Here is a 22,954-nt window from a genome sequence, read left to right on the forward strand (position 1 = left end):
TGGCTCACTGCCTGACGAAACGTCGGAGTCCATAGCGGTTACCCCGGTAGGCGCGAATGAAATAGGTTCCGGGTGGAAGTGCACTTACTGTAAGGGTGGTCTGGATAAAATCATCGAGGATAGCACCGGTAGACGACACGAGCTCGTAGCGGTCAAATACCTCGGTGGGATTGATCGTCAGGTAGTCACTCGCGGGGTTAGGGCTGAGTTGGAACAGCTCATCCGCAAGGTAATCCCGTGCCGGATCCCGGGGGGCTAAAGTAGTAGGTTCTTCAGGCACTTGTTCCTCTTCGGCAGTGGTATCCGGTGCCGCTTGGAAAGCTGTCCACCTGACGTATAGGCCCAAATCGCGAGCCGTAGCAAGGGTCAGAGGATTAGAGTATTGCTTATCTCCCACAAAGGGATCTTCCGAAGGGTGATCGACCCAGCGGGCGAGTACGTTAAAACTTTCCGTGGTGGGTTGGTATACCGAGTTAGGACCGGTCATGAACCAATGGTAGCCGTTGATGGATTCCAGGGTCACTACGTAATGCGGCACCTCGGTAAAGTTACAGCCCCGGGTATCAATGTATACGCGCACCCCCCGCACATCTTCAGTGGGGATGTTGTCGTAGGTCACCCAGTCTTCGGGCTGGGTCACCCCCTGGCAAACAGTTACGGAAGACGATACTGTTTGACCGGTAACAAGTACCGGGGCAAGGAGCAGGAAAAGAAGTAAAAAGCAAGTCTGGTACATTGGTAGAGTAATTAAACTGCGTAACGCGTCGAAATACGCGGGTCGTGTAAAATAAGTTAAAAAGCTAGGATGAGCCTCGGGATCATGTTACAGCGAACGCCGGTAAGCACTACCCACTGGTTGGCTTTCCAGGTACTGCGCCATCTCGCTCAGATCCGCCGACCACGGCAACCTTCCTCCCCCCTCCCGCCAGCTCTGATAGCAACCTAGTAGCCACTCATGACTCATACCATCGGCGTACACCCTGCCGGCCCGCGTACCCTCCACAATCTGCCGCAGCTCCGGATCATCGGGGCCGTTGACTAGGGCCAGGATGGGGCGGCCGGCGGAGAGGTAGTCGTATAGTTTGGCGGTCAGTACGCCGTAGTAGCCGGGTGCGGACCAGTTGAGGAGCAGCAGCAGCTGGGCCTCCGTCTGTAGTTTTTGCGCGGTCGCGGGTGCAACGTAGGCTCGGGTGTTGCAGTGAATCTCGGGATGCAGCCCAGTAAGCCACTCCGCCCAGAGTCCGGCGTCCTTGCCGCGGTAGACCAGCTCGACGTCGTCGGCCTGCATATGCCCCTCGGCAACGAGGGCGTTGAGGGTGGTCACCAGGGGACGAATGCTCTGTAGGCGTTCGTAGAGGCTACCGGTGTAGACGATAGTGAAGCGTTCGGTCTGGGGGGCGGTAGTGGCGGGGGGCAGGCTGAACAGTCGGTTGCGACGCACGGCAGCCTTCGCGTTGAGCCGGCGTAGGTAGGCCACCTGGCCTTCGGAGACTCCCCAGACCTCATCGGCCGTGGCGATCATGCGGCGGGCCCACCAGCGCTGGAGGGCGGGCCACCAGACGTCACGCCGTACGGGATCGGCGTGGAGGTCACGGAAGTCGGCAATCCAGTGTAACCGCGGGTACCGCTCTTTGAGCCGGCGGGCCACAAGGTGATCTGACCAGGGGCGGAAAGAAGAAAAGATCGTAGTAACCTGCTCGGTTTCGATCAGGCGTACCGCTTCCCGGTAGGCCTGCCTACGGTAGATGGGGCCCCCATCATCAGTCAGGTAAAGGAAGGGAAAGGACTGCCGCAGGCGCAGTAGCGGAGCGCTCACCCGCCTACGGTAGCTGTTGTGCGGTAGGGTGTGGGCCGGGCCGGGACCACCAACTAGGGCCCGTAAGTCACGGGCGGGTAGTGCTACTACCTCTAGGCCCGGTACGTCGGTTCCGTCAAAGTTGCGGTCGTTGCGAATGACGAACACCCGGGCGTAGTGCTGTTGGGCCCAGGAAGCGAGGTGCCCAAGCCGCCGCCCGGCAACGGCGGGGCGCGGCGGGAAATAATTCGCAAGAAATAGGATTCGTTCTGCCGGCAAGGTCATCACTTTATACTAGTCCCAATGCTGAGATACGACGGTCACCCCGCTATGGTTCACCAAATAGCCGAACCATACATCCCCTCCCGCCCTACTGCGCCGGTCGTAGGAGACATCGTAAAGGTAATTATCGAATTGTCCTTCAAGCGAACTGACGCGGCAGATACCCTGCGTACATCGCCGTACCTCCCCATACTGCCGTTCCACCGATGCACTATACGCCGCACTTCGACCACTCAGCAACTGCTGCCACGCCCTCCCCGGCGGGGCCGTCAGCACAATGCGTTCCCAGGGGCTTGCCACCGCCCCGTCACGCCGCCGGTCGATGCTCACCCGGCCTAAGGTGCCGACCAGCCCGATGAGTACTACGAGCAGCGCCGATTGCCAGGTGGAAAGTAGGTACCGCGGCCGGCTGGCTACGAGTACGCTGAGCAGTAGGGCTACCGGTATGATCTGCCAGTCAGCAATCCCCTCCGGAAAACTCTCCGCTCGCGTGGCCAGTAGCACCGGCGTGAAGCTTATGGGGGGAGCTACTATAGCGGCTGTCCCCAGTAAAAGGAAGTTTTTTCGGCTGAGCGTCACCCGTGGCAGGAAACTACTACCTACCAGTATAAGGGGTAATAAAGCGGTGGAGGATAGCCAACTGAGCCAGGTGAATAGTCCGGTGGCCACTACCAGGGCGAAACTTTCGGGCAGTGAGTGCGTCGAGGTCTGGTAAAGTGCCGCGCGTACCCAATTCCCCGGAGCTGCCAGAGCTACAGTCGCTGCGAAGATCGCCGTTGCTAATAGAACAAGTGTGTCCGAGCGCCGTAAGAGCTCCGGACGGTAGACCACTAGACCGATCAGTAAACCTCCGCACTGCACCAGGCTAATCTCGTTAGTCCCTGCGGCAAATACCACAGCTACCGCCGCCCACCCTACTTTCCCCCGGCACAGCAGGCCGGCCAACAGCAGGGTAGCAATCAGACCGGTCTGGTAGATCAACAGTCCCGTGAGCCGGTACAGGCTATCGTAGGGATTACTTAGGTTACTTACGTAGAGCGCCAGTACGGCGAGCGTTATCACTAAATGTACACCGAGGGCGGCCCGGAACACCCCCCTCACGCAGTAATAGACCGCCCCGCCGAGCAGCAAATGTAGGGCCAGAAACACGCAGCGGGCCACCGGCAGCGAGTACCAGTGATGCGTCGTGCTCAGCAGGGCCGTACTGGTGTACCTGCCCATGGTGGTGCGGTACCAATCTAGCTGCTGGGCCCAGTAACTTACCTTCTCGTACCGCCCCCCCCAGTTACTGATCCAGTCTACGGCATGGGTGCCCACGGGGTGCCAGTAGGCACACAGGAGCAGAAAGGGCAGCACGGCGATCGCTGCGGCCGCCGCTATCCCCCAGGCCGTGAGCCTAGCCTTACGTATTTTCACCGCCCCGACGTAGCTGTTCCTGCAGTAAGCTTATTTCCCGGAATAGCCGCGTATGCTGCTCCTCGATCATGCGAAAGCGACCGTACACCACGGCAAAAATGCCGCACAGGAAAATGACCGTTGTGTACAGTAGTAGGTCAGTCCCACGTTCTACCCCCAGCTTATTGGCTACTAGCGTAGTAAGGTCCGGATCGTACACCGCCACGCTACCGGCCAGTAACACCAGCAGCAGTACGCCGACCGCCCCCGACTGGTAACGGACCAGCTTGAGGTAGATCAGGGCAATGGCCCCCAGGGCGGCAAAGAGTAGGAGTTGGATCGGTGTCATGATGCTAGCGGTAGATCAGGCGAAGCAGTACGTCGGTAGCGATCCGTAGTGCATTCCAGGATGACTGCCCCTTACGGCGGGAGTACGGGGTGTAAACTACGGCTACCGGTACTTCTTTCCACCTTAGTCCGTGGCGCCTGAGCTGCCACAGCAGCTCGGTCGCATAGGCCATGCGGTTCTCCCGTAGGCTGATGCGTTGCACCGCCCGCCGGTTCATGGCCCGTAGGCCGATGTGCGCGTCCGTCATCCACACCCCCGTGGAAAGCCCATTAAAAAGTCTGCCCAATATGAGCACGCCACGCCGAACCACCGGAATGGACGCCCGGTTTTCGGCCACCAAGAACCGACTTCCGAACACGATATCCGCTTCCCCACGGGTAAGCTCCTCCAGCAGGGCACCCACCGCCTGGGCCGGGTGCTGGCCATCGGCATCAAAGTGCACCACGTAGCCATAGCCCCGCCGCCGGGCGTACTCCATACCGGTCTGCAGCGCGGCCCCCTGGCCCAGGTTCACCGCGTGCCGCACCACGGTAGTAGCCAGATCACTAATGAGGTCGGGCAGCGGATCGGAGGACCCATCATCGACCAGCAGGATATCGTGACCCAGGGCCCGCAGTGCCCCCAGCGTAGCCCGCACCACACCGAGCGCTTCGTTGTAGACCGGTACGATCACGAGCACCTCAGCCATGCCGTAGATTCATCTGGCGAATGAGTTGGAGGTAATGGTCCACGATGACGGGCTCGGCGAAGCGGGTGACGGCCATCTGCCGCCCGGCACGGCCCATAGCGGCGCGCTGTTCCGGACTGCTATGGATGATTTTTTCCATGCCTGCGGCCAGACTTACCGCATCTTGCACCACCACCAGATGCCCGTTTACCCCCTCGTCAATGGTATCGCGGCAGCCGGGGACGTCAGAGGCCACCAGCGGCTTACCCATCGCCATACCCTCCAGCATCACGCGGGGTAGCCCCTCCCGGTAGGAGGGGAGCACCACGGCGGTAGCACGCGCGATGTAGGGGCGGGTATCGGATACCTGCCCGTGGTACACGATGTCCCCACACGCTTCCCATAATTTAACCATCGAGGAGGGCACGCCCGAGGGGTTCCCATCGTCAAGCCCGCCCACCATGTGGAAGGTCACCTCGGGATGGCGCCGGCGGATGCTGCGTGCCGCCTCATGAAATTCCATGACCCCCTTGTCGTACAGCAGCCGGCCGATGAACAGAAAACTCAGGGGGGCGGCCTCCGCAGCGCCATCGGGCGCAAACTTATCCGTATCAATACCCGAACCGGGGATAACCCCCGAACGGTCGGACGGCACGAGACCGTTATCCAGAAACAGTCGCCGGTCATCCGCATTCTGAAAGTAGGTCCAGTGGGCGGAGCGCAGGGCCCGCCGGTAGAGCTGCTTGACCACGCGGTTGACCAGCCCCGGCGTAATGAACGCATACCCTAGCCCGGTCAGGGTGCTGATGTTCCTGACCCCAACCAGCTTGGCGGCCAGCGAACCGTAGATCACCGGCTTGATCGTATAGTGCAGCACTACGTCTACCCGAAACCTGCGGTAGATACGGGCCAGCTCCAGCAGTAGGGCGGCATCCTGGGCAGGATTGGTGCCCTTGCGGCTCAGTCTAGTTACCGGCACGTACGTGGCTCCGAACTCCGGTCCTAGTCGGTCGGAGTATTCGTCGGGAGGTGCAATGGCAATCATTCGGGCACCGGTTGCCTTCAGGCTACGCAGCAGCCCCCCCCGGAAATTGAAGATATTCCAACTCGTATTCGCTACGATGGCTACCGTAGTGCCTCCCAGCTCCATACCCGTCGTGTCGGTGTGCGTAGGGTTCATCGTGCCATTCGCGCCGTGCGATCGACGAAGGACTCCATGGAGTGGCTCTCCCATCCGTAGGTTCGCTGTAGGGTTTGGTAATGGTGGGCGATCTCCCGGAGGGCGTCCATATTCTTCTGTGGGTGGGTGGCCAAATTATGCGGATGCCACCACAGGTGGTAGCTGCGGGCCTGCCGGGCCGCCGTCTGCATCTCACTCAGAATACGGCGCAACTTCAGTCGCTGCCCCCCGTATCCGTCTAGGTGACTCAGATAAGGCCTTAAAAATCGGCTCGCCGGCACCTCAATCACTCCAGCAGTGTTGGCGAGCCTACCGTCAAAGGTAGTGTCTCCCCATCCGGATAAGTAGTTGTCGCTCAGGCGAGCCACACGCTGGAGGCGACCGGTGTGTTCACCCGATCGCACGTTCCAGAACCACTGCGTAGGGTTGCCCCGGAAGGTCTCAAACCCGGCCCGCCGTACCGCAGCGAAATAATCGTGCCGGTACTGATTGCGGGGAAAGACCAGTGCCCTGGCGGATCCGTAGCCCGTACGCTGCATCAGGTGCTGGGCCGCCTGAAGATCGTCACTGAATGCCTCCACCTGCTGGCCCGCCTCTAGGCAGTAATAATGGGCAAAGGTATGGCTGCCAATAACCTGACCGGGGGTGGCGTGGATGAGCGCGATGAGGGTCGGCGCGTAATGGTACGGGTCGGCTGCTTCGTCCTCGCCCACCCCCTCGAGTACGCGGTAGGGATCCAGCCGCGCGTCGGTGTACCGCGGTCGCCGTTGGGGAAGGGAGCTGAGTAGTTCCTCCCTATCACGGGCGAATAACATGCCCACCGTAGCCCAGCTGGCGTTCAGGGCATACTCCTCAAACAGCCGCAGCGTAGGAGGAATCAGCGCCCGGGTCCGATCAAAGTAGGCCCGGCTGCGCTCGTCCAACGCAGTGTGGTCAAATACCCCCCAGTGCAACTCGAAGTCCAGCGAAATGATGAACGCTCCGCACCTACTCACCGATCACCAGTTTGCGTTCCTCCCGGTAGGCGTAGTCGGCGTAAGCTAGTAGTACGAGCACGAATAGGTAGGTCACCTGTGACTTCTGGCGGATGGCGATACCCATGTTGGAGCTAATCTGGGCCAGGGCGATGCTGACCACAAAAAAGGTCGTCAGGGCCATCTTCACCATCCACGGAGCGGTGAGGATGAATTTGAGAAAGCGAGGACTAAAACAGCGTAGGAACAACATCAGGTAGATGAGATTTTCCACCGATACGATCAGGCCCAGCGCGTTCGGCGAATCGATGAATAGCGGGCGAAACAGAAAGGTGAACAGCTTCATGGGCTGGGAATAATTGTCGATATCGACCGCCGAGTTAGCCGCCTTTAGGTCGGTGGTGCGCTTTTCCGACCACTCGGCAATGGCGTCAGCATCCGATGCATCCACCCCTACGTAGGCAAACGTTTGCTGGAACAGCGGTCCGAGTGCGGCCAGTGCGGTTAGCACGATAAGCCCCTTCTGCCACGATTTGATCCCCCTACTACTAAATACGGAAGCTAGTACGGCCGCCCCACAAATAGCGGCCATAATATGGGCCCGTACGTGGAGCACCAGGAACCCACCGATAAGGATCCAGATCAACCGCCGGCTGATGCCGTTCAGCCCGTAAAAGAGCATACCCATACCCGCCAGTATCACCGATCCCTTTCCCAAAGACGCGCTGTAAAAGTGTGCGATGGGTAGAAAAAATAGCAGCACGATTACGTCAATACCCAAGATGCGGTGCTTAAAGGTGGTACGTTCCGCTACCAGCAGGTAAAAGTAGAAAAAGCCCACAAAACCAAAGAAGCCGAACAGGAACATAGTCGCTACGTAGCTGAAGTTCAGGCCCTGAATGAAGGGATAGGCTAAGAAGTTAATGAACGGCGTACCGAAGGTGAAGTAGTCCAGCCACTCCACCCCCGCCCAATCCGTAGCCGTATTCCGGTAGTACGCCTTGGAATCCGAGGGGTTAACTAGCGCCCACAGGTAGTAAACCAACGAGAAAAAGGTATGGTAGGCAAACAGGCCCCACACCACACCTTTGGAGTGGCGCAGTTCCGCGGCGTGGCCATTGATCAGTAGCGCCGCGCCGAGTACGATGATGAAAAGGGAGAGTACTAGTGTCATCAGAAAAGTTCTAGGTCCCCTAGGGTGTACCGCCACCTGGCCAGCACTACCGCTTGGGCTAGCTTCAGCCCCCTAAAGGTCAGCACGAGCCCCAGCGGAAGGGCGGGCAGAAAGTACCAGGGTAGCCAGCTGGCCGGGGCGCAGCTTACTACCGCGGGGCGTACACGGCGCAGTAGGCCCGCCAGACCGGCCCGGGCGTCTGCCTCCCTATCCTGCCTTACCGTAGCGTGCACGATACGTAGCTCCACCCCGACGCGCTGCCTGCGTAGGTAGTACACCAAGTAGTAAGCGCCGGAACCGGATAGTACCGCATAGTCCCGCACGGGGCATTCTGCATAGCGCCACCGTAGAAAGTCCACCGCCGCCGGAGTGGTCCACCGGCCAGCCGGTGACTCCACCTCGTTCAGCCACTCCGGCACCTGATCGAATGCTGCGGCGTTCGGTACATCGGCTGGCTGGTCCGTAGTTGCCCCCCTACGTAACAGCGCGCGTAAGATCCTCAAGGGAGAGCGGGGAGCGATTCGCAGTGGCACCTTTCCGAGTTGCTGCCAGCCCATCTTCAGGTAGCCCGGTCGGCTCTGCGCGTTGGGGGTGTTGAAAATGAAGGCGTAGCCCTCGCGCTCGCACTGTTCTACCAGCTGCAGGGTCAGTTTCTTGAAAATGCCCCGGCCCCGGTAGTCCGGATGGGTGGCCGTATCCACGGCCCGCAGCGCGTGGTGCAGCGTCGTGCCATCCGCCCAGTCCCACCGCATGAAGGCCCTCACTCCCACTACCTGAGTATCCTCTACGGCCAGCAGTACCGGTGAGGGTCCGAAGGGATTGTGGACGTGCTTCCAGCGCCAGAAGGCTACGCTCTTTTCCGTACTACCGTCACCCAGGCTCAGGCGTAGCAGTGCGATGATGGCCTCCTCATCGGCCGGTGTGGCAAAACGAAAGGTCATAGCAGTATCACTTGGTCGTAGATGCCCTCTAGCTCCCGGGCCATACGTTGCACACTAAAGTTTCGTTGCACCTGCGTCCGCGCCGCCTGCCCTATTTGCCTGCGCAGTGCTTCGTCGTCGATGAGTCGCTCTAGCGGAGCCTGTAGCGCCTGCCAGTCCTCCACCTCGGCCAGAAATCCGTTTTCGCCGTCGGTGATGGCCTCTCCAATCCCGCCGGCCCGGGTGGCCACTACCGGCAGCTCCATACTCATCGCCTCCAGCATGGCGATGGGTAGCCCCTCGAACTCACTGGTCATGAGATACACGTCCATGGCCGCCAGCCAGGGGCGCACCTCGCTAATCCGCCCGGGGAAGGAAATGACCTGTTCCATACCCGCCTGCCGGACCTGCGCCCTGATCTGCTCCTCCTGCGGGCCGTCGCCGACCAGTACGAAGCGCAGATTGGGATTGCTGCGGTACAGGCGTTCGGCCAAGGTAAGCCAGTGGTGCAGGCGTTTTTGGGTACGGAATACACAGACCGTACCTACGATGATTTTCTCCGCTGGCAACTCCAGTTGGGCGCGTACGCGGGTGCGGGGGAAGTCGTGCAGGGCAAAGCGCGCGGTGTTCACCCCGTTTTGCAGGCTCTGTACCCGCTCGCGCCCTAGGCTCACGTGCTGGTTGATGCTAGCGAGCACGTCGTTGGAGCAAGCGATCACCCGCTGATTCCAGGGCATGGTCGCCAGATTTAGTCTCCGGGTGAGGGTGTGGTAGCGTTCCTGCTTATTGTGCTCGGTGTACACCACCGGAATACCCGTCAGCTTGCTGACAATGCGGCCCGTCACCCCCGCAATGGGAAGGTGACAGTGGATGATATCGATGCGGTGGCGCCGTACGTACCGCTGCAGGGCCAGTGACTGGGCCAGGATACCCGGGGTGGTGGTAGCGGCGAAAAGGTCCACCTCGGCACCGAGGGCGCGCAGATCCTCGGCCACCTGTCCCTTATGGGGCAGGAAATAGGCGTAGCGGAAATCGTACCGCTCACGGTCGTGTACCCGCAGGGTTTCGGGCAGCAGCATCTCGGCTCCCCCCCGGCCCAGTGATTTGATGAGGTGTAGTACGCGGATCACTGCTTAATGGCTTGGTAATAATGAAGAAAATCGGCAGCAATGGTCCCGATGGCCTTTTGTTCCCGTACTAAGGCAAGGGCTTGTTCGGCAATACGCTGCCGGCGGGCGGGATCCTCCAGCAACTCCCCCACCGTACGGGCAAAGGCAGCCTCGTCGCGGGGGTCCACTACGTAGCCCGTACGACCGTAGTGGAGGATCTCGGCAATGCCACCCACATCGGCCGCTACTACGGACACGCCGCGGGCCATCGCCTCGAGAATGACCCCCGGCATCCCCTCTACCAGACTGGGCATCACCATTAGGTCAGTATGAAATAGTAGCTCGCCCACGTCCGTACGGTAGCCGGCCAGGTGTACAACTTGCTCCAGCCCCAGGGAATGCCGGAGGGCCTCCAACCGGGGACGTAACCTGCCATCGCCAATCAGCAACAGCTGGGCGGCGTGCCCATCCCGACACAGGGCCGCGAAGATACGCAACAGGCCGAGGTGATTTTTTTCCGGCACGAAGCTTCCCACGTTGACCAGTACCGGCAGAGTAGGCGAGAAGTCGAACTCAGCCAGTACCGCAGCCCGATCACGGCGGGCCTTCACATCGACCGGGGTACCGATGGTAATTGTGGTCGTAGGCGGACGCAGGGCGGGAAACAGCGTAAGTAGATCCTGGCGACAGTTCTCACTCACCGAAACGACCGAATCCACCCGGTTGAGCAACTGCCCGAGGTAGTACTTCTGGACTGGGTTACGTACGAAAGAACTGATGTTGTTGGCGTTGCGAAACACCAGGTGCCCGGGCCAGCCGTGAAGTATTCGGGAGAGCACGGCATACTTGAGCGTATCGCCGGCATTGGCCTGTACAATATCGGGCGCAAAGGCGCGGATCGTGCGGGCCAGCTGCGACCAGGCACCGGGGTCAAAGAAGCGGCGGCGCTCGTTGAAGGACATTTTCTGCAGCCGCGGCCCGTCCAGGCTAAGCTCCAACCCGCCCCGGTGCTCGAAGAGCGCCACGAAGAGCACCTCGTGACCGCCCCGGTGGTGTACGGCACCGATCTGGGAGGCAAAGGTTTCCGCCCCCCGGAGTTGGGGGCGTTGGATCAGGTGAATGATTCTCACTTACGTTGCTGCTTTTGGTCGGCCACCCGCTGGTAGAGCGCCAGGGTTTCCTGTGCCACTTCGCTGATATCGTAGCGCCGCCGCGCAGTCTGGTAGGCACGCTCCACCATGTCCCGGTACTGGTCCCGGTTGTCCAGTTGCTGCAACAGCCCCCGTAACTTCTGGGCGTCGGTGACCCGAAAGAAGAGGGCATTTTCATCCGTCACCTCGTGGAAAACCGGTATGTCGGAGGCGATGATGGGAATTTTGGCCAGCATCGCCTCGATCAGTGCCCCACCCAGGCCCTCGTAGTGGGAGGGCATGAGGAAGAAGTCGGCCCGGGGGTAAAGCGAGGTGACGTCACTTACCTCACCAAGAAACTCAAACCGCTCGCGGTGGGCCAGCCCCGCGGCGTACTGCTTGATGGCTGCGGCATCTACCCCATCGCCGGCGATCAGGTAACGGATGCCCTCCCCCTCCAGCCCGGCAATGGCCGTAAGGGCTTCCCGGTACCCCTTCCGCCAGATCAACCGGGAGGTAGTCAGAAAGGTAAGCCCGGCAGCAGTCGCGGCCCGCGGCTGCTGCGCCGGGTGAGCCGCTACGCTTCTACCCCGGTAGATCACCGATATGTTGTGCGCTGGCACCCGCAGGGCGCGGGCGTTCTCGTCCTTCGTGGAGGAGGTGATAGCCGTGAAGTGGTCCACCCGCCCCTTGGTGATAAAGTCAATGAGCTGGATGCCGAACAGCTTGGCTTTACCCAGCGGAGAGCGCTTCAGTCCGTAGTGGTACTTCGAGTAGCTATCGTTGACGAAGGAATTGATCAGCGGCAGGGGGCTACCCAGTAGGGCGAGCCGCGCCACGATCTCCGAGCGAAACAGCGAGGCGTGCACCAGGTCGGGGGCCGTACGATCCAGTAGGGACCGCAGGTAGCGCTGCCCCCGCCAAAAGCCGTACTTCCGGCGTAAATCATGGACCACTACGGTAGCTCCGGTAGCCTCGAACTGAGGAACTAATCCGCCGCCGCCGTACAGTGTGGCCACGATCACGCTATGCCCCGCCGGCACCAGCTCGCGCACGATGGCCAGGGTGCTGGTCTCCGCCCCACCGACGGCCAGGGTATCCAGTATGATCAGTAGTTTCAAGGTTGGGCGAGGTAACCGAACTGCGCTAAGCCTTCTCCCGCCTCTTCGACGATGATCCGGTGAACTTCCTCCGACAGGGCACTTCTCTGGGCGGCATTAACGTTGGGTTGAATAATCTCCGTGATCGTATCGCGATCAAACCAGTAATGCTCGTTCTGCCTGCCATAGCTGACGGAGTGGCCGCCATCCTTAGTCATCACCTTCTTTACCTTAAGCCGTACGTGATCGAGGGGCAGGGGGCGGAGCTCACAAAAGTCGTGCAGCTGTTCCGCCTGCCCGAAGGGATCGGCAAGTACATCCTCGAAGCGGACGATCTTGTGCTTTTTGCCTGCCCAGTCCAGTTGCAGGATGTCGCGGCAGAACTCGTTGTATAGGCGAGCGGCCTGCCGGGGCGGTGTACCCCGCCGGATCCACCCTTCGCAGACGGAAAAGCCATCGCGGATGAGGCTTACAAAAACGGTTTCGCGGGAGATGCGTTCGATGAGGTCATTGTCCGTGAGGCTCCAGAACTTCGGGGAGCAGACCCCCTTGAAGCAGACGACTCCCGCTTCCAGTTCCGTGCGGGTGTACGGCCGGCCGGGGGCCTTACCGATTCCATTGTTGACCCCACCGGGCTTGGAAACATTCCACTTGAATTTACTCTCGAAGTAATACTCGCCTACCGTGGCTAGCTTCGGCCGGTCGGCCAGGGCACGAAAGGCCTGGTCGATGAAGCGGAGGCGCCCGTAGCCCCCCGTCATCTGGTTTACCTCGTGGGTGGGGGCTACCACATCGGGGTGTGATTGGATCAAGTTCCAGACAATATTAGTGCCTCCACGGGCTAGACCGTTAAGGGCAATGGATTTAGTTATCATAGGGTATACAGTTGTGGGTGGGACTGAGTGAGGGGCCTATGCATGGGGTAGCTCCACTAACTCGATATTCATCTCCCTCTGGTGTTCTTCGTAGTAAGCGTACTGGGCGGTAAAGTGCTCTTGCTTTTTCAGAAAGGTTTCTTTACTCAAACGGTACGCGACGATCTTTAGCTCTCCGCTAAAGACGGAAGCCAGGGTGGAGAAAGCCGTCGTAAGAAAGGAGGCGACGTGGAGGGGCCAAACTTCCATCTCTCCGAGGTACACCTCGATGGGCCGCCCGTCGCGTATGATTTCTATGCCATCGGCACCTAGGGCAGCCAGCAAGTTTTCGCTTTCCATACGATGTGGCTTGTACAAAAATGAGATGCCCTGTTTTTGGTATGAGCCGGCTACTCGGCGCACCAGATTGGCGTATTCTTGCTCCAGTATGTAGTCATATTTAGGGTAGGGGTTGCCCAGAAACAGTACCTGATGCGTATTTACGGCGGTCCGTTTTCTTCGCAGCGTATGCCGGTAGTCACAGTGAATTACCCGGTCGGAATGCCCGAAGGCAAGCTCCTTGTAGCGCGTAAAGAAGGTCGCGGCATCAGGAAACCGGAGCAGCCGGCGCGGATGTAGCCTGGCTACCCCCGGGCCTCCCGGTAACGCATGGCGCTGCTTAGCCACCGCCAGGGTGCTGTCCCCCTCATCCGTGTACACCAGCTCGTCATAGTGCAAAAGATTGGGAAACACCCGTACCGATACACTGCTGTAGTTTCCGAGCAGCAGGGTTTGGAACCGTCGTGTATTCCACCTGAACAGTAGGTGTGAGAGCATGGCCGCTATGTTCTTCGACCTGCTCCACTTACTCGTTCGCCCGTTTACCGCCGCTATGGGGAAGAAGCGATAATTCACGAATTGCTCTTTTTCCAGGTAGGCTTTGTACACGTCTAAAAGGTCCCTTCGGTCGCTCTCGTAATAGATGAAGACAAACCAGTCGGTCAGGCTATGGCCCCGTGTCGCAGCAAATTCCTTCAGGGTGACAAAGTGAAAAACGTGGCTATTTAGGATAGCTAGATGCGGCGGACGTACCGTACGGAGCTGTATACCGGTTGATTTCATATTTACGTACTGCTAACGAATGACTACCCTATCCCTTGCCATTAAGCACGGACGGCGCTAAATAGGTAGGTAGGACCGGACCAGCCTAGCGATACCCTTTAAGTACAGGGGCTTGATGGTTATCGCTTCGCGCAGGTACGCTCTGGCCTCGCTGACTTCCGCCACGCGCAACCCCCGGGCCCCGGCCGCCGAAAGGTAGTGGTGCAGCAGATTGGTATCTACGCGGCGGAGATAGTCACGGTGAACCTCGACGCAGCGGCGCATTCCTTCGAACACGGCCCGGTCGTTTTTGCGGATGCTTTTTCCCCCGCGGTCGATTACATTGACCAGCGGCTCATCGGTGTAGGCCACCCTACCGTTGTTCTCCCTCAGGTACCGTGCGATACGGATCGCTAGCTCGCTGTGCTGACCGGCCCGCAACTGACCGTCGTAGCCGCCCACGGCCTCAAAGATCGCCTTACGTAGAAAAAAGGAACCACCGTTGGTCATCTTGAGGCGGTAGCTGAAGAGTGCGCCCGGTTTGATCTGGGGTACGGTAACGATGACCTCCCCATTGGTGCGGTAGTGAGTGGTCGCGCAGCTCATCACGTCAGCCCGCTGCTCGTTCATGATGGGTAGCATGGTTTCCAGCCAGTGGGGTACTACAGTATCGTCGCTGTCCAAAAAGGTAATGATGGGGCTAGTGCTGAGGCTCACTCCCGCGTTGCGCGCGAAGGCGGCACCGGAGTTCTCAATGCGGATAATCTTAACCTGGGGGTGGTCGGAGTACGCCTCCCGGAGTTCGGTGTAGGTGGCGTCGGTTGACCCGTCATCGACAACGATCAACTCCCACTGCTTAAAGGTCTGCTGCAGTACGCTAGCTATGGATTCCCCCACCGTGTGGGCACGGTTATAGGTCGGGATAACAATAGAAACTTTCGGTTGGAAAGCCATAATAAAGGGCGTCTGTTACTGCGGGTTTTAGGGCGGCCGGCACGCTACACTAGGTAGTTGCCTGCCGTAAGGTGTCACTCGTAGGGCCGATCGCTTTACCGGTCACCCGGGCCAGTACAAAGGTAGTAAGTGCGATCACGGTGTAGGCTGTGACATACCGACCGCTGTGATCGGTGAGGTAGCCGACGAAATTAGTCAGCGATGGAAAAGCGCGCAGCTCCGTATCCCCAATATACTGCACTAGGATGTACCATAGCCCCATCACTAGCACCGTCACTACTAGCCTTATCTTACTTCCGAACCACGACAGTAGCCGCTCCGTAATCGGACCCTTGCAGGTCAGCACAGTGGCGGGTACGAAGAGAAGGTAAACCAGGAAGTTAGTCTCGTACAGGATGTTTAACATCAGAAAGTTAGCCAGGTGAAAGAATACCGCCGCTAACAGGAAGAACCGGAGAAGTCTGCGGTGGAAAAAAGCGATTAAAAAGCCCAGCTCAAAAAACACCGTCACCCAATCTCCAATTTCCCACAGCGTAGCATTGTTGAGGTACAGGCTAGTTTCGGCAAGAAAATCGGTTCTTCGCCCTACAAAGAAATTCTTGACCAGGTGGGCATGCACCGCCGGGCTGTCAAGCATCAGCCACCCCCCCGTTAACTTCTGAAAGCCCGAGGTAAACATTCCAAAGCATAACAGTAGGCTCACGATCGCTACGGGCCAGCTCTGGTATTCCTGGCGGTGGGTTTTGTCCCCGCTACCGGCTAGGCTGGCATCGATGGAATACGCGGCGCCCCACTTCGACCCCGCCAGCGCTAGGGGCAGCAACACGTACAGGATGTCGTGGTCCACCTTGCCTAGAGAGTACAGGAAGGAACCCTGCACAATCAGCAGTATACTGGTGGCAACGGATGCGTAGGCCGTCTTAAATCCGAAGAGCAAACACAGTATGCTTATCCAGGTCAGCGCATCCAGCCCCACCAGCCAGGGTAGGGAAGGAATGTGATCGAAGAAGATGGCAACACTAAAAGGAGGGATAAACAGGTAGTTGGAGCTGCCGCTCATCCAGGCCGAATTGCGTAGCCCCGTCACCAGTAGGATGCCCAGGCAGAACAGAATGCGGAATACCCCTAGGAAGTGTACACTGACCCGGTACTCCTCAAATAGTAAGTGATCGAACCGTTTACTTAACCAGCTCATCGGTGGATCTTGCAATGACGAACGAATCGGTCTGCCGGCGTCCCGAAAACTGCCGACGGGCATAGTCGAAGCGCTCCGTGTAGTAGGTGACGACTACCCGGTTCACCGGGTCTTCAGTCCCTAATTGATCCGATAACCGGTGCAGCACCGTAGCGCTGAAATCCCCATAGTCCGCCTTACGGTCGCGCTTTCCCAGGCGCACGTCTAGGGTATGTCCGGCAAGCTGTACCTTCTTCTTTACCCCTGCCGTAGTCGGGCTTTTTAGCCGAGCCACGGCAAAGCGGGCGTGCCGTGGAATCACGTCGGGCATCAGCTCCCAGGGTTGGAGCTCAACCGTTTGGCCACTGGCCCGGTAGGCAGTAATATCAAAATTGTTGACGGTGCTAGTCATTGTCCCCTTCGGCACGTGACCGAAACTAGGGAGCACCAGGGCAGGATAGGGTTGGACGACCTTCGTGGCTATGATAAACTGACCGATCAGAACCAAAATGAGGAGTCCAAAGCCAACCCTTATACGGGCAGCATTTTCCGGAGCCAAGAGTAGATATTTTTTATAATTATGGGGAAACTTAAGGCAATTAAACCGTGAGAAGAAAATTCTACGCACGCTCGATCAACGCCAACACCTCGGCCCACATTGCATCGGTGCGCTGCTTCTGTTCTAGCGAACGGGCACCAAGCTTACCTTTCAATGCACTGTACTGCGAGTCATTTGCTAAGGAGTCGATCAAAGAAGCGATGTTTTTCTCATCCGCAGGGTCAATCTGCACCAAAAAATCCTCGCAGTGGTAGTCCTCCATCAGCATCCGATACTTGTGACTCCAGGAGGTTGCGATGGCGGGCACCCCCTGTGATAGGCTGGATACCAACCCATGAAAGCGGGACACGAGAGTAAAGTGGACCGAGCGGATACGATCTTTGACCTCTACGGGGTCTGCCGGCCAGACGATAGCTAGAGGCTTATCCAACCGAGCGTTCAACAACTCACAGATGGCAAAGTCCTTTTGGCCCTCGTGCACGAGAAAATAGGGGCTAAAACGCTCGTGGCGCTGAATCTGGCGAACGGCGCGGAGCAAAAAGTCAACGTACTCGCCCGCGTACTTCTCTACGGTAATCATTTTGCTGTTCGGAATCACGCAGACGTTGCCGTCGGCATAGTCCCGGGGCGCTTCGATGACCAGTTTATTTGTAAAATCAGGGGCAGTCCGAAAACAGTCACGCTCGCCGTAGGCATCGATCAGGTACTGGTAGGAGAGGCGGTCGCGCGCGAAAATCAGATCGGCCTGATTCACAATTTGCTCGAATTCCTCCCTTACGTCCGGTTTGGTGAAGGGCCCCAGAGCCTGGGGCAGCAGAATGACGGGGCCGCCCTTACGCTTCACGGCCCCGATACGCCGGATGTACCGCTTGTTGTCGGAGCGCTTCCAGAAATCGCCGTAGCCGAAGCCCGATCCGTCGAGGATGACATCCACCTCCGATTCCAGAATGATGCCGAACCTACGGCGCAGCTTTTTCGGCATCAGGCTGAGCAGTACCGCATGCCAGACATAGTTGCGTGCGTGTACCGCGGGTTTTTGGAACAGGCCATTCTGGGCCAGGGTGAAGTAGTTCTTGCCCCCGCCGGTCTCGGCACACAGCTCCCTGGCCAGTTGGTGCTGCCGCAATACCTGTAGCACGGACTTCAGCATTAGGTACCCTCCCTTATTGGTCGTACCCATACCCTTTAATTCAATAATCATACTAGCTAGTTGTCAAATTGGTGACAGGCAGCAATCAGGTGCTTGCCGATTTCTTTTTTCTCAGGGAAGTGGCCGCATTCCACATTTTGAGCACCTCGGCCTGCATCCTCCACCAAATGATAGCTCCGTAGGTTAGGATGACCAGTATGCCAGCTGGCACTGCCGGTAGACCCAGCACGAAGTGAGCCGTATACCCCACCCCCCCGGCTACGAGGCTGGCGATGATGGGCGTTCCGCTAACGTTCCAGAGGTCTCGGTTCGAAATACGGACGATCTTCCACAAATAGTACTGCGCAATGATCACGCTCATCACCTTGCTGAATAGTACCGCTAGAGCCACGCCCACCTCCTCCAAAAAGTACACCCCCACGAAGATCGAGGGAATGTAGATCAGTACCGATTTAAACATCTGTAACTTGAACTCCAGGCTCACGTGACCCAGGCCGCGCAGCAGTACGGTGTTGCTGTTGACCAGTAGGTGCACCATGACCGAGAGCGACAGGATCTGGGTAATGGGTACACTAGCCTCCCACTTGTCGCCGAAAAAGGTGAGAATGATGGGCCCGGCAAACAACAACATCACGAGCATGATGGGGTAGATTACCAGGCAGTTGTACTTTACTACGTTGAGGTAATACTTGCGGATGGCCTTTAGATTGCCCTGTTTTTGACCGTACACGGGATACATCACCTCCGACATAACGGACATGATCTGGCTGCGGGCAATCTCGGTGAGCACAAAGGCAAACGAGTACGCTCCCAGGGCGCTGGCCGATACCACCTTGCCGATGATGAGGTAGTCGATCTTACTGGTCAGATTGTTGAACACGCTCGTCCCGGTAGTGTATACCCCGAATCCAAAAATGTCCTTAAACGCTACCGCGTCCCACTCCCACTTCGGTACGTAGCGCGTAGCCAGAAAAAAAAGGGGGAGAGCGATCAGGGTACTGGTTACCGAATTGAACACCAGTGACCACACCCCGAAGCCCAGTAGCGCCAGAATTAGGGAGAGCACGCCGGCCGAAATACTCGACACATTACTGATGAAGGCCAGGCGCTTAAACTCCAGGCCTCTGACCAACTGAGCCTTATGTACCAAGTTAATGGGGGACAGAATAATTCCTAAGCTAAGCACGGGAATGATCGACCGCAGGATCGGCTCGTCGTAGAATGAGGCCGCAATGGGTGCCACGACAAACGCTACAATGAGGTAGATCAGTAAGCCCCACATCAGCCCCGCCCAGAAGGAGGTATGAAAGTGACTTTCCCGCAAGTTGGCATCCTTACGCTGAATCAGTGCCGCACTCAAGCCCATATCCTGAAATACCTGCACGAAACTGATGAACACGGCGGCCATGCCAATCACACCGAAGTCGGCGGGGAACAGGATCCTGGCCAGCACGAGCTTGATGATCATGGCAAAGCCCTTGTTGATCACCGTCTCGATGCCCTTCCAAACGACGCCCCCCAGTATCAGTCGCCTATTCATGCCGTGTACTCAGTATACACTTCGTACTGACTAAGCATAGGCGCGTAGTTGGTCCAGGTCTTTCTTTTGGCTGTAGGCCACCATACCCTCCGGGTCGGGGTAACCGACGCCCATGCACATGATGGGCCGCTCATAATCCCTCAACCCCAAAAAATCCTGCATCATGCGCTCACGGGGCTCGATGTCGGGCCAGTTGATCGGCACGCTGCTAAGACCCAAAACCTCCAGGGAGTACATCAGGGCCATATTCGCCAGGGAGGCATCGATATAGATCAGGTGCCGATCGCGCTCGTGGAAGTAGGCAGATAGATTACCTACGCAGACAATGAAACTCTGGATAGAATGGGCGTAGCCCCGCGTCCCCATGGGTAATTCCACGGCCTTGGCAATCTTAGCCGGATCGTCAATGATGACATAGCGGAAGGGCTGACGGTTACAAGCGCTGGGCGACTGGCTAGCCACGCTGATGGCCCGGTCGATCAGGGCGCGGGGGACCGGTTGGTCGAGAAACCAACGCACTGACCGGCGTTGGTAGCTCAACTTTGCAAAGTCCTCAAAGGAAATATCCACCCGCTGCGTCCGCTTATAGGGCACCTTCCTTACCTCGTCGAGCTCCTCCTCGACTACGAGGGTGACAAATCGCTGTCTTTGCCGCTCGATCACCGGATGCTGTGACTGTGCCGTTGCGGAAAAGTATTCTCGCAGGACGTCAGTAAACCACCGCAACTGATCCGGCGTGCAGGTTTGTGGGCCTTTAACCAATTTGCTAAATGCAGTGACCGTCTCCGTTATGAAACCTGCGGCAAACGTATCCCTGCGGGGGCGCATGAGCAGTCCCTTCTCCAGGCGGTGAATATTTCTGGTTAGCAGCGTAGCGTTGGCGGCCTCACTGCTTACTTGAGCGAGGTAAGCATCCCGCCCGGCCAGCACCGACCTAAGCTCGCGGTCGAAGGCGCGGGAAAACAAGAGGTAGTAGAGCTTGGCCAGTAGAACGTGCTTACTCAGCAAGCGAGGAAGCTCACTACTCACAAAACGCTGTTGCTTACGTCTAAGCTTTTTAAGTATATTCTTCATGTTGGAATTGGGCTGAAGGCGGGCGCAGCTACTACTCCGGGCTCATCAATCGGCTGACTCGTAGTAGCCGTACCCATAGCCGTAACCATAACCGTAGCCATAACCATAACCGTAGCCATAGCCCCGGCCGGATTTGACACCATTGAGTACGATAGATAAGTTAGGCAGTTTAGCCGTTCGGTAGATCTCGTTGGCAATTTCCAGCTGCCCCTTTTTAGTCTCTCCGAAGCGGGTAACGTAGATAGAAGCATCGGCCCGTTCGCTCATCACCAGTGCGTCGGTGACCAGCCCCACCGGGGGCATATCGATCATGATGATGTCGTATTCTTTACGGAGAGTGTTAATGAGGTCAGTCACCTTAGGTAGCAGTAAAAGCTCGGCGGGGTTGGGGGGTATGGCACCACTGGTTATGTAGTGCAGGTTGGGCTGAGCCTCGGAACCGTGGATGATATCCTGCAGTGAAGCATTTCCCGTCAGGTAGGTAGTGAGGCCTTCGTGCAGTGGGGCATCGTCGCCGAGTAAGTACCGGCCAAGCTTGGGTTTGCGCAGGTCCATCCCCAACATGATGACCCGCTGCCCACTTATCGCCAGGCTCATACCGAGATTCATACAGACGAACGTCTTACCCTCTCCCCCCATACTGGAGGTGACGAGCACTACCTGCTGCCGTCTCCCTGCCCCCATGAATTGAAGGTTGGTCCGCAGCATCCGGAACATCTCAGCGATCGGCGATCGGCTGGTTTTGGAGACTACAATCTTATTCTGCTGGGGTTCGTAGGCAATTGCTCCTAGAAAAGGAATGTCGCTGAGCGCCTTAATTTGCTCAGGACTCACAATGGTGTCATCGAGCAATTCCTGGACAGCAACCAGGGCGGTCGGTAGGAGGAAACCAATGAGTAGCGCAATACCGTAGACTGGCATGGCGTCCGGTGAGGTGCTACCACGGCGCATGGGAGCCTCGAAGATGCGTACGTTAGACACGGCGGCGGCGCTGGACAGCGCCGTTTCCTCCCGACGCTGCAACAGGAAGAGGTACAATTGTTCCCGAATATCCTGCTGCCGTTCAATCGCTAACAGCCCCCGCTGCTTACCTGGAATCTTGCGAATATCCCGGTAGCGCTCATCCGTACTCTGTTTGATGGCTTCGGTACGCTGGACTAGGCTACCGCGTGTTTCCACGAGCGCCTGTAGGATGATCTGGGCAATCTGGGCAATCTGTTCTTCGACGGGCCGGAGGGTAGGGTTATTTGCCTTTGCCGAGGTCAGTAGCTCTTCCCGTTCCACTAGGAGCGTGTTGTACTGAGTGATGAGGGGAGTGAGGTTGAGGTTATCCAGTGAAAGATCGTAGGGTAGATAGCTCAGGGAATCGGTGCCTCCAGTGGCCAGTAGCCGTTCGATTCGATTCAGGGCTTCTTCCTTGAGGGCAATGTCAATGAGTTGTGCCTGGTTCTCGCTGAGCTGAGTGAAGGCTTCCTGAAGCTCACGCTCCGTACCTCCGACGATGTCGTTGTCGATGATGTAATCTTCGGCCGCGCCTTCCACCTCATCGAGCTCTTGGGTAAGGTAATCCAGGCGGTCGTTGACGAACTGGGTGGTGCGCAGGGCTACCTCATTCTTTTCCAGTACCGTGATTCGATTATACTCATTGATCACCCCATTAATGAGGTCGATGGCCCGGGCCGGCACCTCGTCAACTAGGCTAATTTCGAGCAGTTCGGAGTTGCGCAGTGTACTGATGCGTAGGCGATTACCGTAGCTACGGGCCAAAGTAATGGGATCTTTGATCAGTACGGTAGCCGAGTTCTTAGTCGTGCTGGAAGCCGGATTTGCGGTTAGTAGGAGCCGGCCGATGGGCAGGGTAAGCGATTGGCCCAGGACACCCTCGACCTCCCCTTCTTCGCCGTACTTGATGCGAAATGCGTCCTCATCGAGCAGCGTCACCAGGATCGGCTTGTTATACAGGCTACCCCCCCCGTCGTCGTCGTCGTAGTTAGCCACCAGGAAGGGGCGCTCCTCATCGTCATACAGGATGGTGTTCTTGACGCGGCCCTGGGCCAGGTACTCTACATCTAAGCCCAGGCTATCGATCACCGATTTGATGAGGGAAAACGAGCCCAGAATCTCAATCTGGTTGGTAAGGTTCGTGTTACTTTCCGAGAAGAGGGGATTGTCGACTCCGCTGACCGCCTGAGCTAATGCCCGATCCTGCGCACTTTCCTTGATCAGAATAGTGCCCCTTACCTCGTATTCCGGTACGTCATAGCGCAGGTACAGGTAGGCCAGAATACAGGTGAGCAGGGGAAAAAGCAGGAACCAATACCACTGCCGGATGGCACGTCCGATCACTGCCCGTACATCCAGGCCGGTACCCCCCTTGCCGGTAGAGGCAGTAGAGCTACCGGTGGCAGGCGGGGGGGCCGTCGTCAGATCAGGTTGTGGGTTGAGTAGCTCCAAGATTGTGATATATCGGTTA

At 58.0% G+C, this 22,954-nt stretch carries 21 protein-coding genes; all 21 read right to left on the reverse strand.

Annotation, left to right across the window (positions count from 1 at the left end; translation table 11 throughout):
- Nucleotides 1-4 precede the first annotated feature (4 nt).
- Nucleotides 5-640, reverse strand: a complete 636-nt coding sequence (locus ACOOHD_RS11660) for a hypothetical protein (protein ID WP_420458053.1) — start codon at nt 638-640, stop codon at nt 5-7.
- 183 nt (nt 641-823) lie between these two features.
- Nucleotides 824-2,080: a hypothetical protein gene (locus ACOOHD_RS11665; protein ID WP_420458054.1), complete on the reverse strand. Its 1,257-nt coding sequence runs from the start codon at nt 2,078-2,080 to the stop codon at nt 824-826.
- A 9-nt stretch (nt 2,081-2,089) separates the two neighbouring features.
- The gene (locus tag ACOOHD_RS11670) at nt 2,090-3,493 is read right to left on the reverse strand and encodes a hypothetical protein (RefSeq protein ID WP_420458055.1); all 1,404 of its coding nucleotides are present in this window, start codon (nt 3,491-3,493) and stop codon (nt 2,090-2,092) included.
- Complete coding sequence (locus tag ACOOHD_RS11675; protein ID WP_420458056.1) at nt 3,480-3,821, reverse strand: DUF2304 family protein; 342 nt, start codon at nt 3,819-3,821, stop codon at nt 3,480-3,482. Before ACOOHD_RS11675 ends, ACOOHD_RS11670 begins: the two co-directional genes overlap by 14 nt.
- Nucleotides 3,822-3,825: 4 nt before the next feature.
- Nucleotides 3,826-4,509 carry a glycosyltransferase family 2 protein gene (locus ACOOHD_RS11680; protein ID WP_420458057.1) on the reverse strand — a complete coding sequence of 228 codons (684 nt, stop codon included), beginning with the start codon at nt 4,507-4,509 and terminating at the stop codon, nt 3,826-3,828.
- Nucleotides 4,502-5,668, reverse strand: a complete 1,167-nt coding sequence (locus ACOOHD_RS11685; protein WP_420458058.1) for a glycosyltransferase family 4 protein — start codon at nt 5,666-5,668, stop codon at nt 4,502-4,504. The genes ACOOHD_RS11680 and ACOOHD_RS11685 overlap by 8 nt, the downstream gene beginning before the upstream one ends.
- Nucleotides 5,665-6,663, reverse strand: coding sequence for a polysaccharide deacetylase (locus tag ACOOHD_RS11690; RefSeq protein WP_420458059.1), 999 nt, complete (start codon nt 6,661-6,663; stop codon nt 5,665-5,667). The genes ACOOHD_RS11685 and ACOOHD_RS11690 overlap by 4 nt, the downstream gene beginning before the upstream one ends.
- On the reverse strand, nt 6,656-7,816 hold the full coding sequence (locus ACOOHD_RS11695; RefSeq protein WP_420458060.1) for a hypothetical protein: 1,161 nt from the start codon (nt 7,814-7,816) through the stop codon (nt 6,656-6,658). Before ACOOHD_RS11695 ends, ACOOHD_RS11690 begins: the two co-directional genes overlap by 8 nt.
- Nucleotides 7,816-8,757: a GNAT family N-acetyltransferase gene (locus ACOOHD_RS11700; RefSeq protein ID WP_420458061.1), complete on the reverse strand. Its 942-nt coding sequence runs from the start codon at nt 8,755-8,757 to the stop codon at nt 7,816-7,818. The genes ACOOHD_RS11695 and ACOOHD_RS11700 overlap by 1 nt, the downstream gene beginning before the upstream one ends.
- A complete protein-coding gene (locus tag ACOOHD_RS11705; RefSeq protein ID WP_420458062.1) occupies nt 8,754-9,866 on the reverse strand; it encodes a glycosyltransferase in 1,113 nt (370 codons plus the stop codon). Before ACOOHD_RS11705 ends, ACOOHD_RS11700 begins: the two co-directional genes overlap by 4 nt.
- Nucleotides 9,863-10,975, reverse strand: coding sequence for a glycosyltransferase family 4 protein (locus ACOOHD_RS11710; protein ID WP_420458063.1), 1,113 nt, complete (start codon nt 10,973-10,975; stop codon nt 9,863-9,865). Before ACOOHD_RS11710 ends, ACOOHD_RS11705 begins: the two co-directional genes overlap by 4 nt.
- Entirely contained in the window at nt 10,972-12,096 is a 1,125-nt protein-coding gene (locus ACOOHD_RS11715) for a glycosyltransferase family 4 protein (RefSeq protein WP_420458064.1), read from the reverse strand. Before ACOOHD_RS11715 ends, ACOOHD_RS11710 begins: the two co-directional genes overlap by 4 nt.
- Nucleotides 12,093-12,887, reverse strand: coding sequence for a hypothetical protein (locus ACOOHD_RS11720; protein WP_420458065.1), 795 nt, complete (start codon nt 12,885-12,887; stop codon nt 12,093-12,095). Before ACOOHD_RS11720 ends, ACOOHD_RS11715 begins: the two co-directional genes overlap by 4 nt.
- Nucleotides 12,888-12,986: 99 nt before the next feature.
- On the reverse strand, nt 12,987-14,051 hold the full coding sequence (locus ACOOHD_RS11725; RefSeq protein WP_420458066.1) for a polysialyltransferase family glycosyltransferase: 1,065 nt from the start codon (nt 14,049-14,051) through the stop codon (nt 12,987-12,989).
- A gap of 57 nt (nt 14,052-14,108) precedes the next feature.
- Nucleotides 14,109-14,984, reverse strand: coding sequence for a glycosyltransferase family 2 protein (locus tag ACOOHD_RS11730; RefSeq protein WP_420458067.1), 876 nt, complete (start codon nt 14,982-14,984; stop codon nt 14,109-14,111).
- Between the two features lie 49 nt (nt 14,985-15,033).
- Nucleotides 15,034-16,179, reverse strand: a complete 1,146-nt coding sequence (locus ACOOHD_RS11735) for a hypothetical protein (protein WP_420458068.1) — start codon at nt 16,177-16,179, stop codon at nt 15,034-15,036.
- Entirely contained in the window at nt 16,163-16,606 is a 444-nt protein-coding gene (locus tag ACOOHD_RS11740) for a hypothetical protein (protein ID WP_420458069.1), read from the reverse strand. The genes ACOOHD_RS11735 and ACOOHD_RS11740 overlap by 17 nt, the downstream gene beginning before the upstream one ends.
- Before the next feature lie 172 nt (nt 16,607-16,778).
- Nucleotides 16,779-17,918, reverse strand: coding sequence for a polysaccharide pyruvyl transferase family protein (locus ACOOHD_RS11745; protein ID WP_420458070.1), 1,140 nt, complete (start codon nt 17,916-17,918; stop codon nt 16,779-16,781).
- A gap of 34 nt (nt 17,919-17,952) precedes the next feature.
- Nucleotides 17,953-19,407 (reverse strand): lipopolysaccharide biosynthesis protein, encoded by a 1,455-nt coding sequence (locus ACOOHD_RS11750; RefSeq protein ID WP_420458071.1) that lies wholly within the window; start codon nt 19,405-19,407, stop codon nt 17,953-17,955.
- Between the two features lie 30 nt (nt 19,408-19,437).
- Nucleotides 19,438-20,481 carry a nitroreductase family protein gene (locus ACOOHD_RS11755; protein WP_420458072.1) on the reverse strand — a complete coding sequence of 348 codons (1,044 nt, stop codon included), beginning with the start codon at nt 20,479-20,481 and terminating at the stop codon, nt 19,438-19,440.
- Between the two features lie 45 nt (nt 20,482-20,526).
- Entirely contained in the window at nt 20,527-22,935 is a 2,409-nt protein-coding gene (locus ACOOHD_RS11760) for a GumC family protein (RefSeq protein ID WP_420458073.1), read from the reverse strand.
- Nucleotides 22,936-22,954 lie beyond the last annotated feature (19 nt).

Origin of the sequence: Neolewinella sp., assembly GCF_965214665.1 — a bacterium.
GTDB lineage: Bacteria > Bacteroidota > Bacteroidia > Chitinophagales > Saprospiraceae > Neolewinella.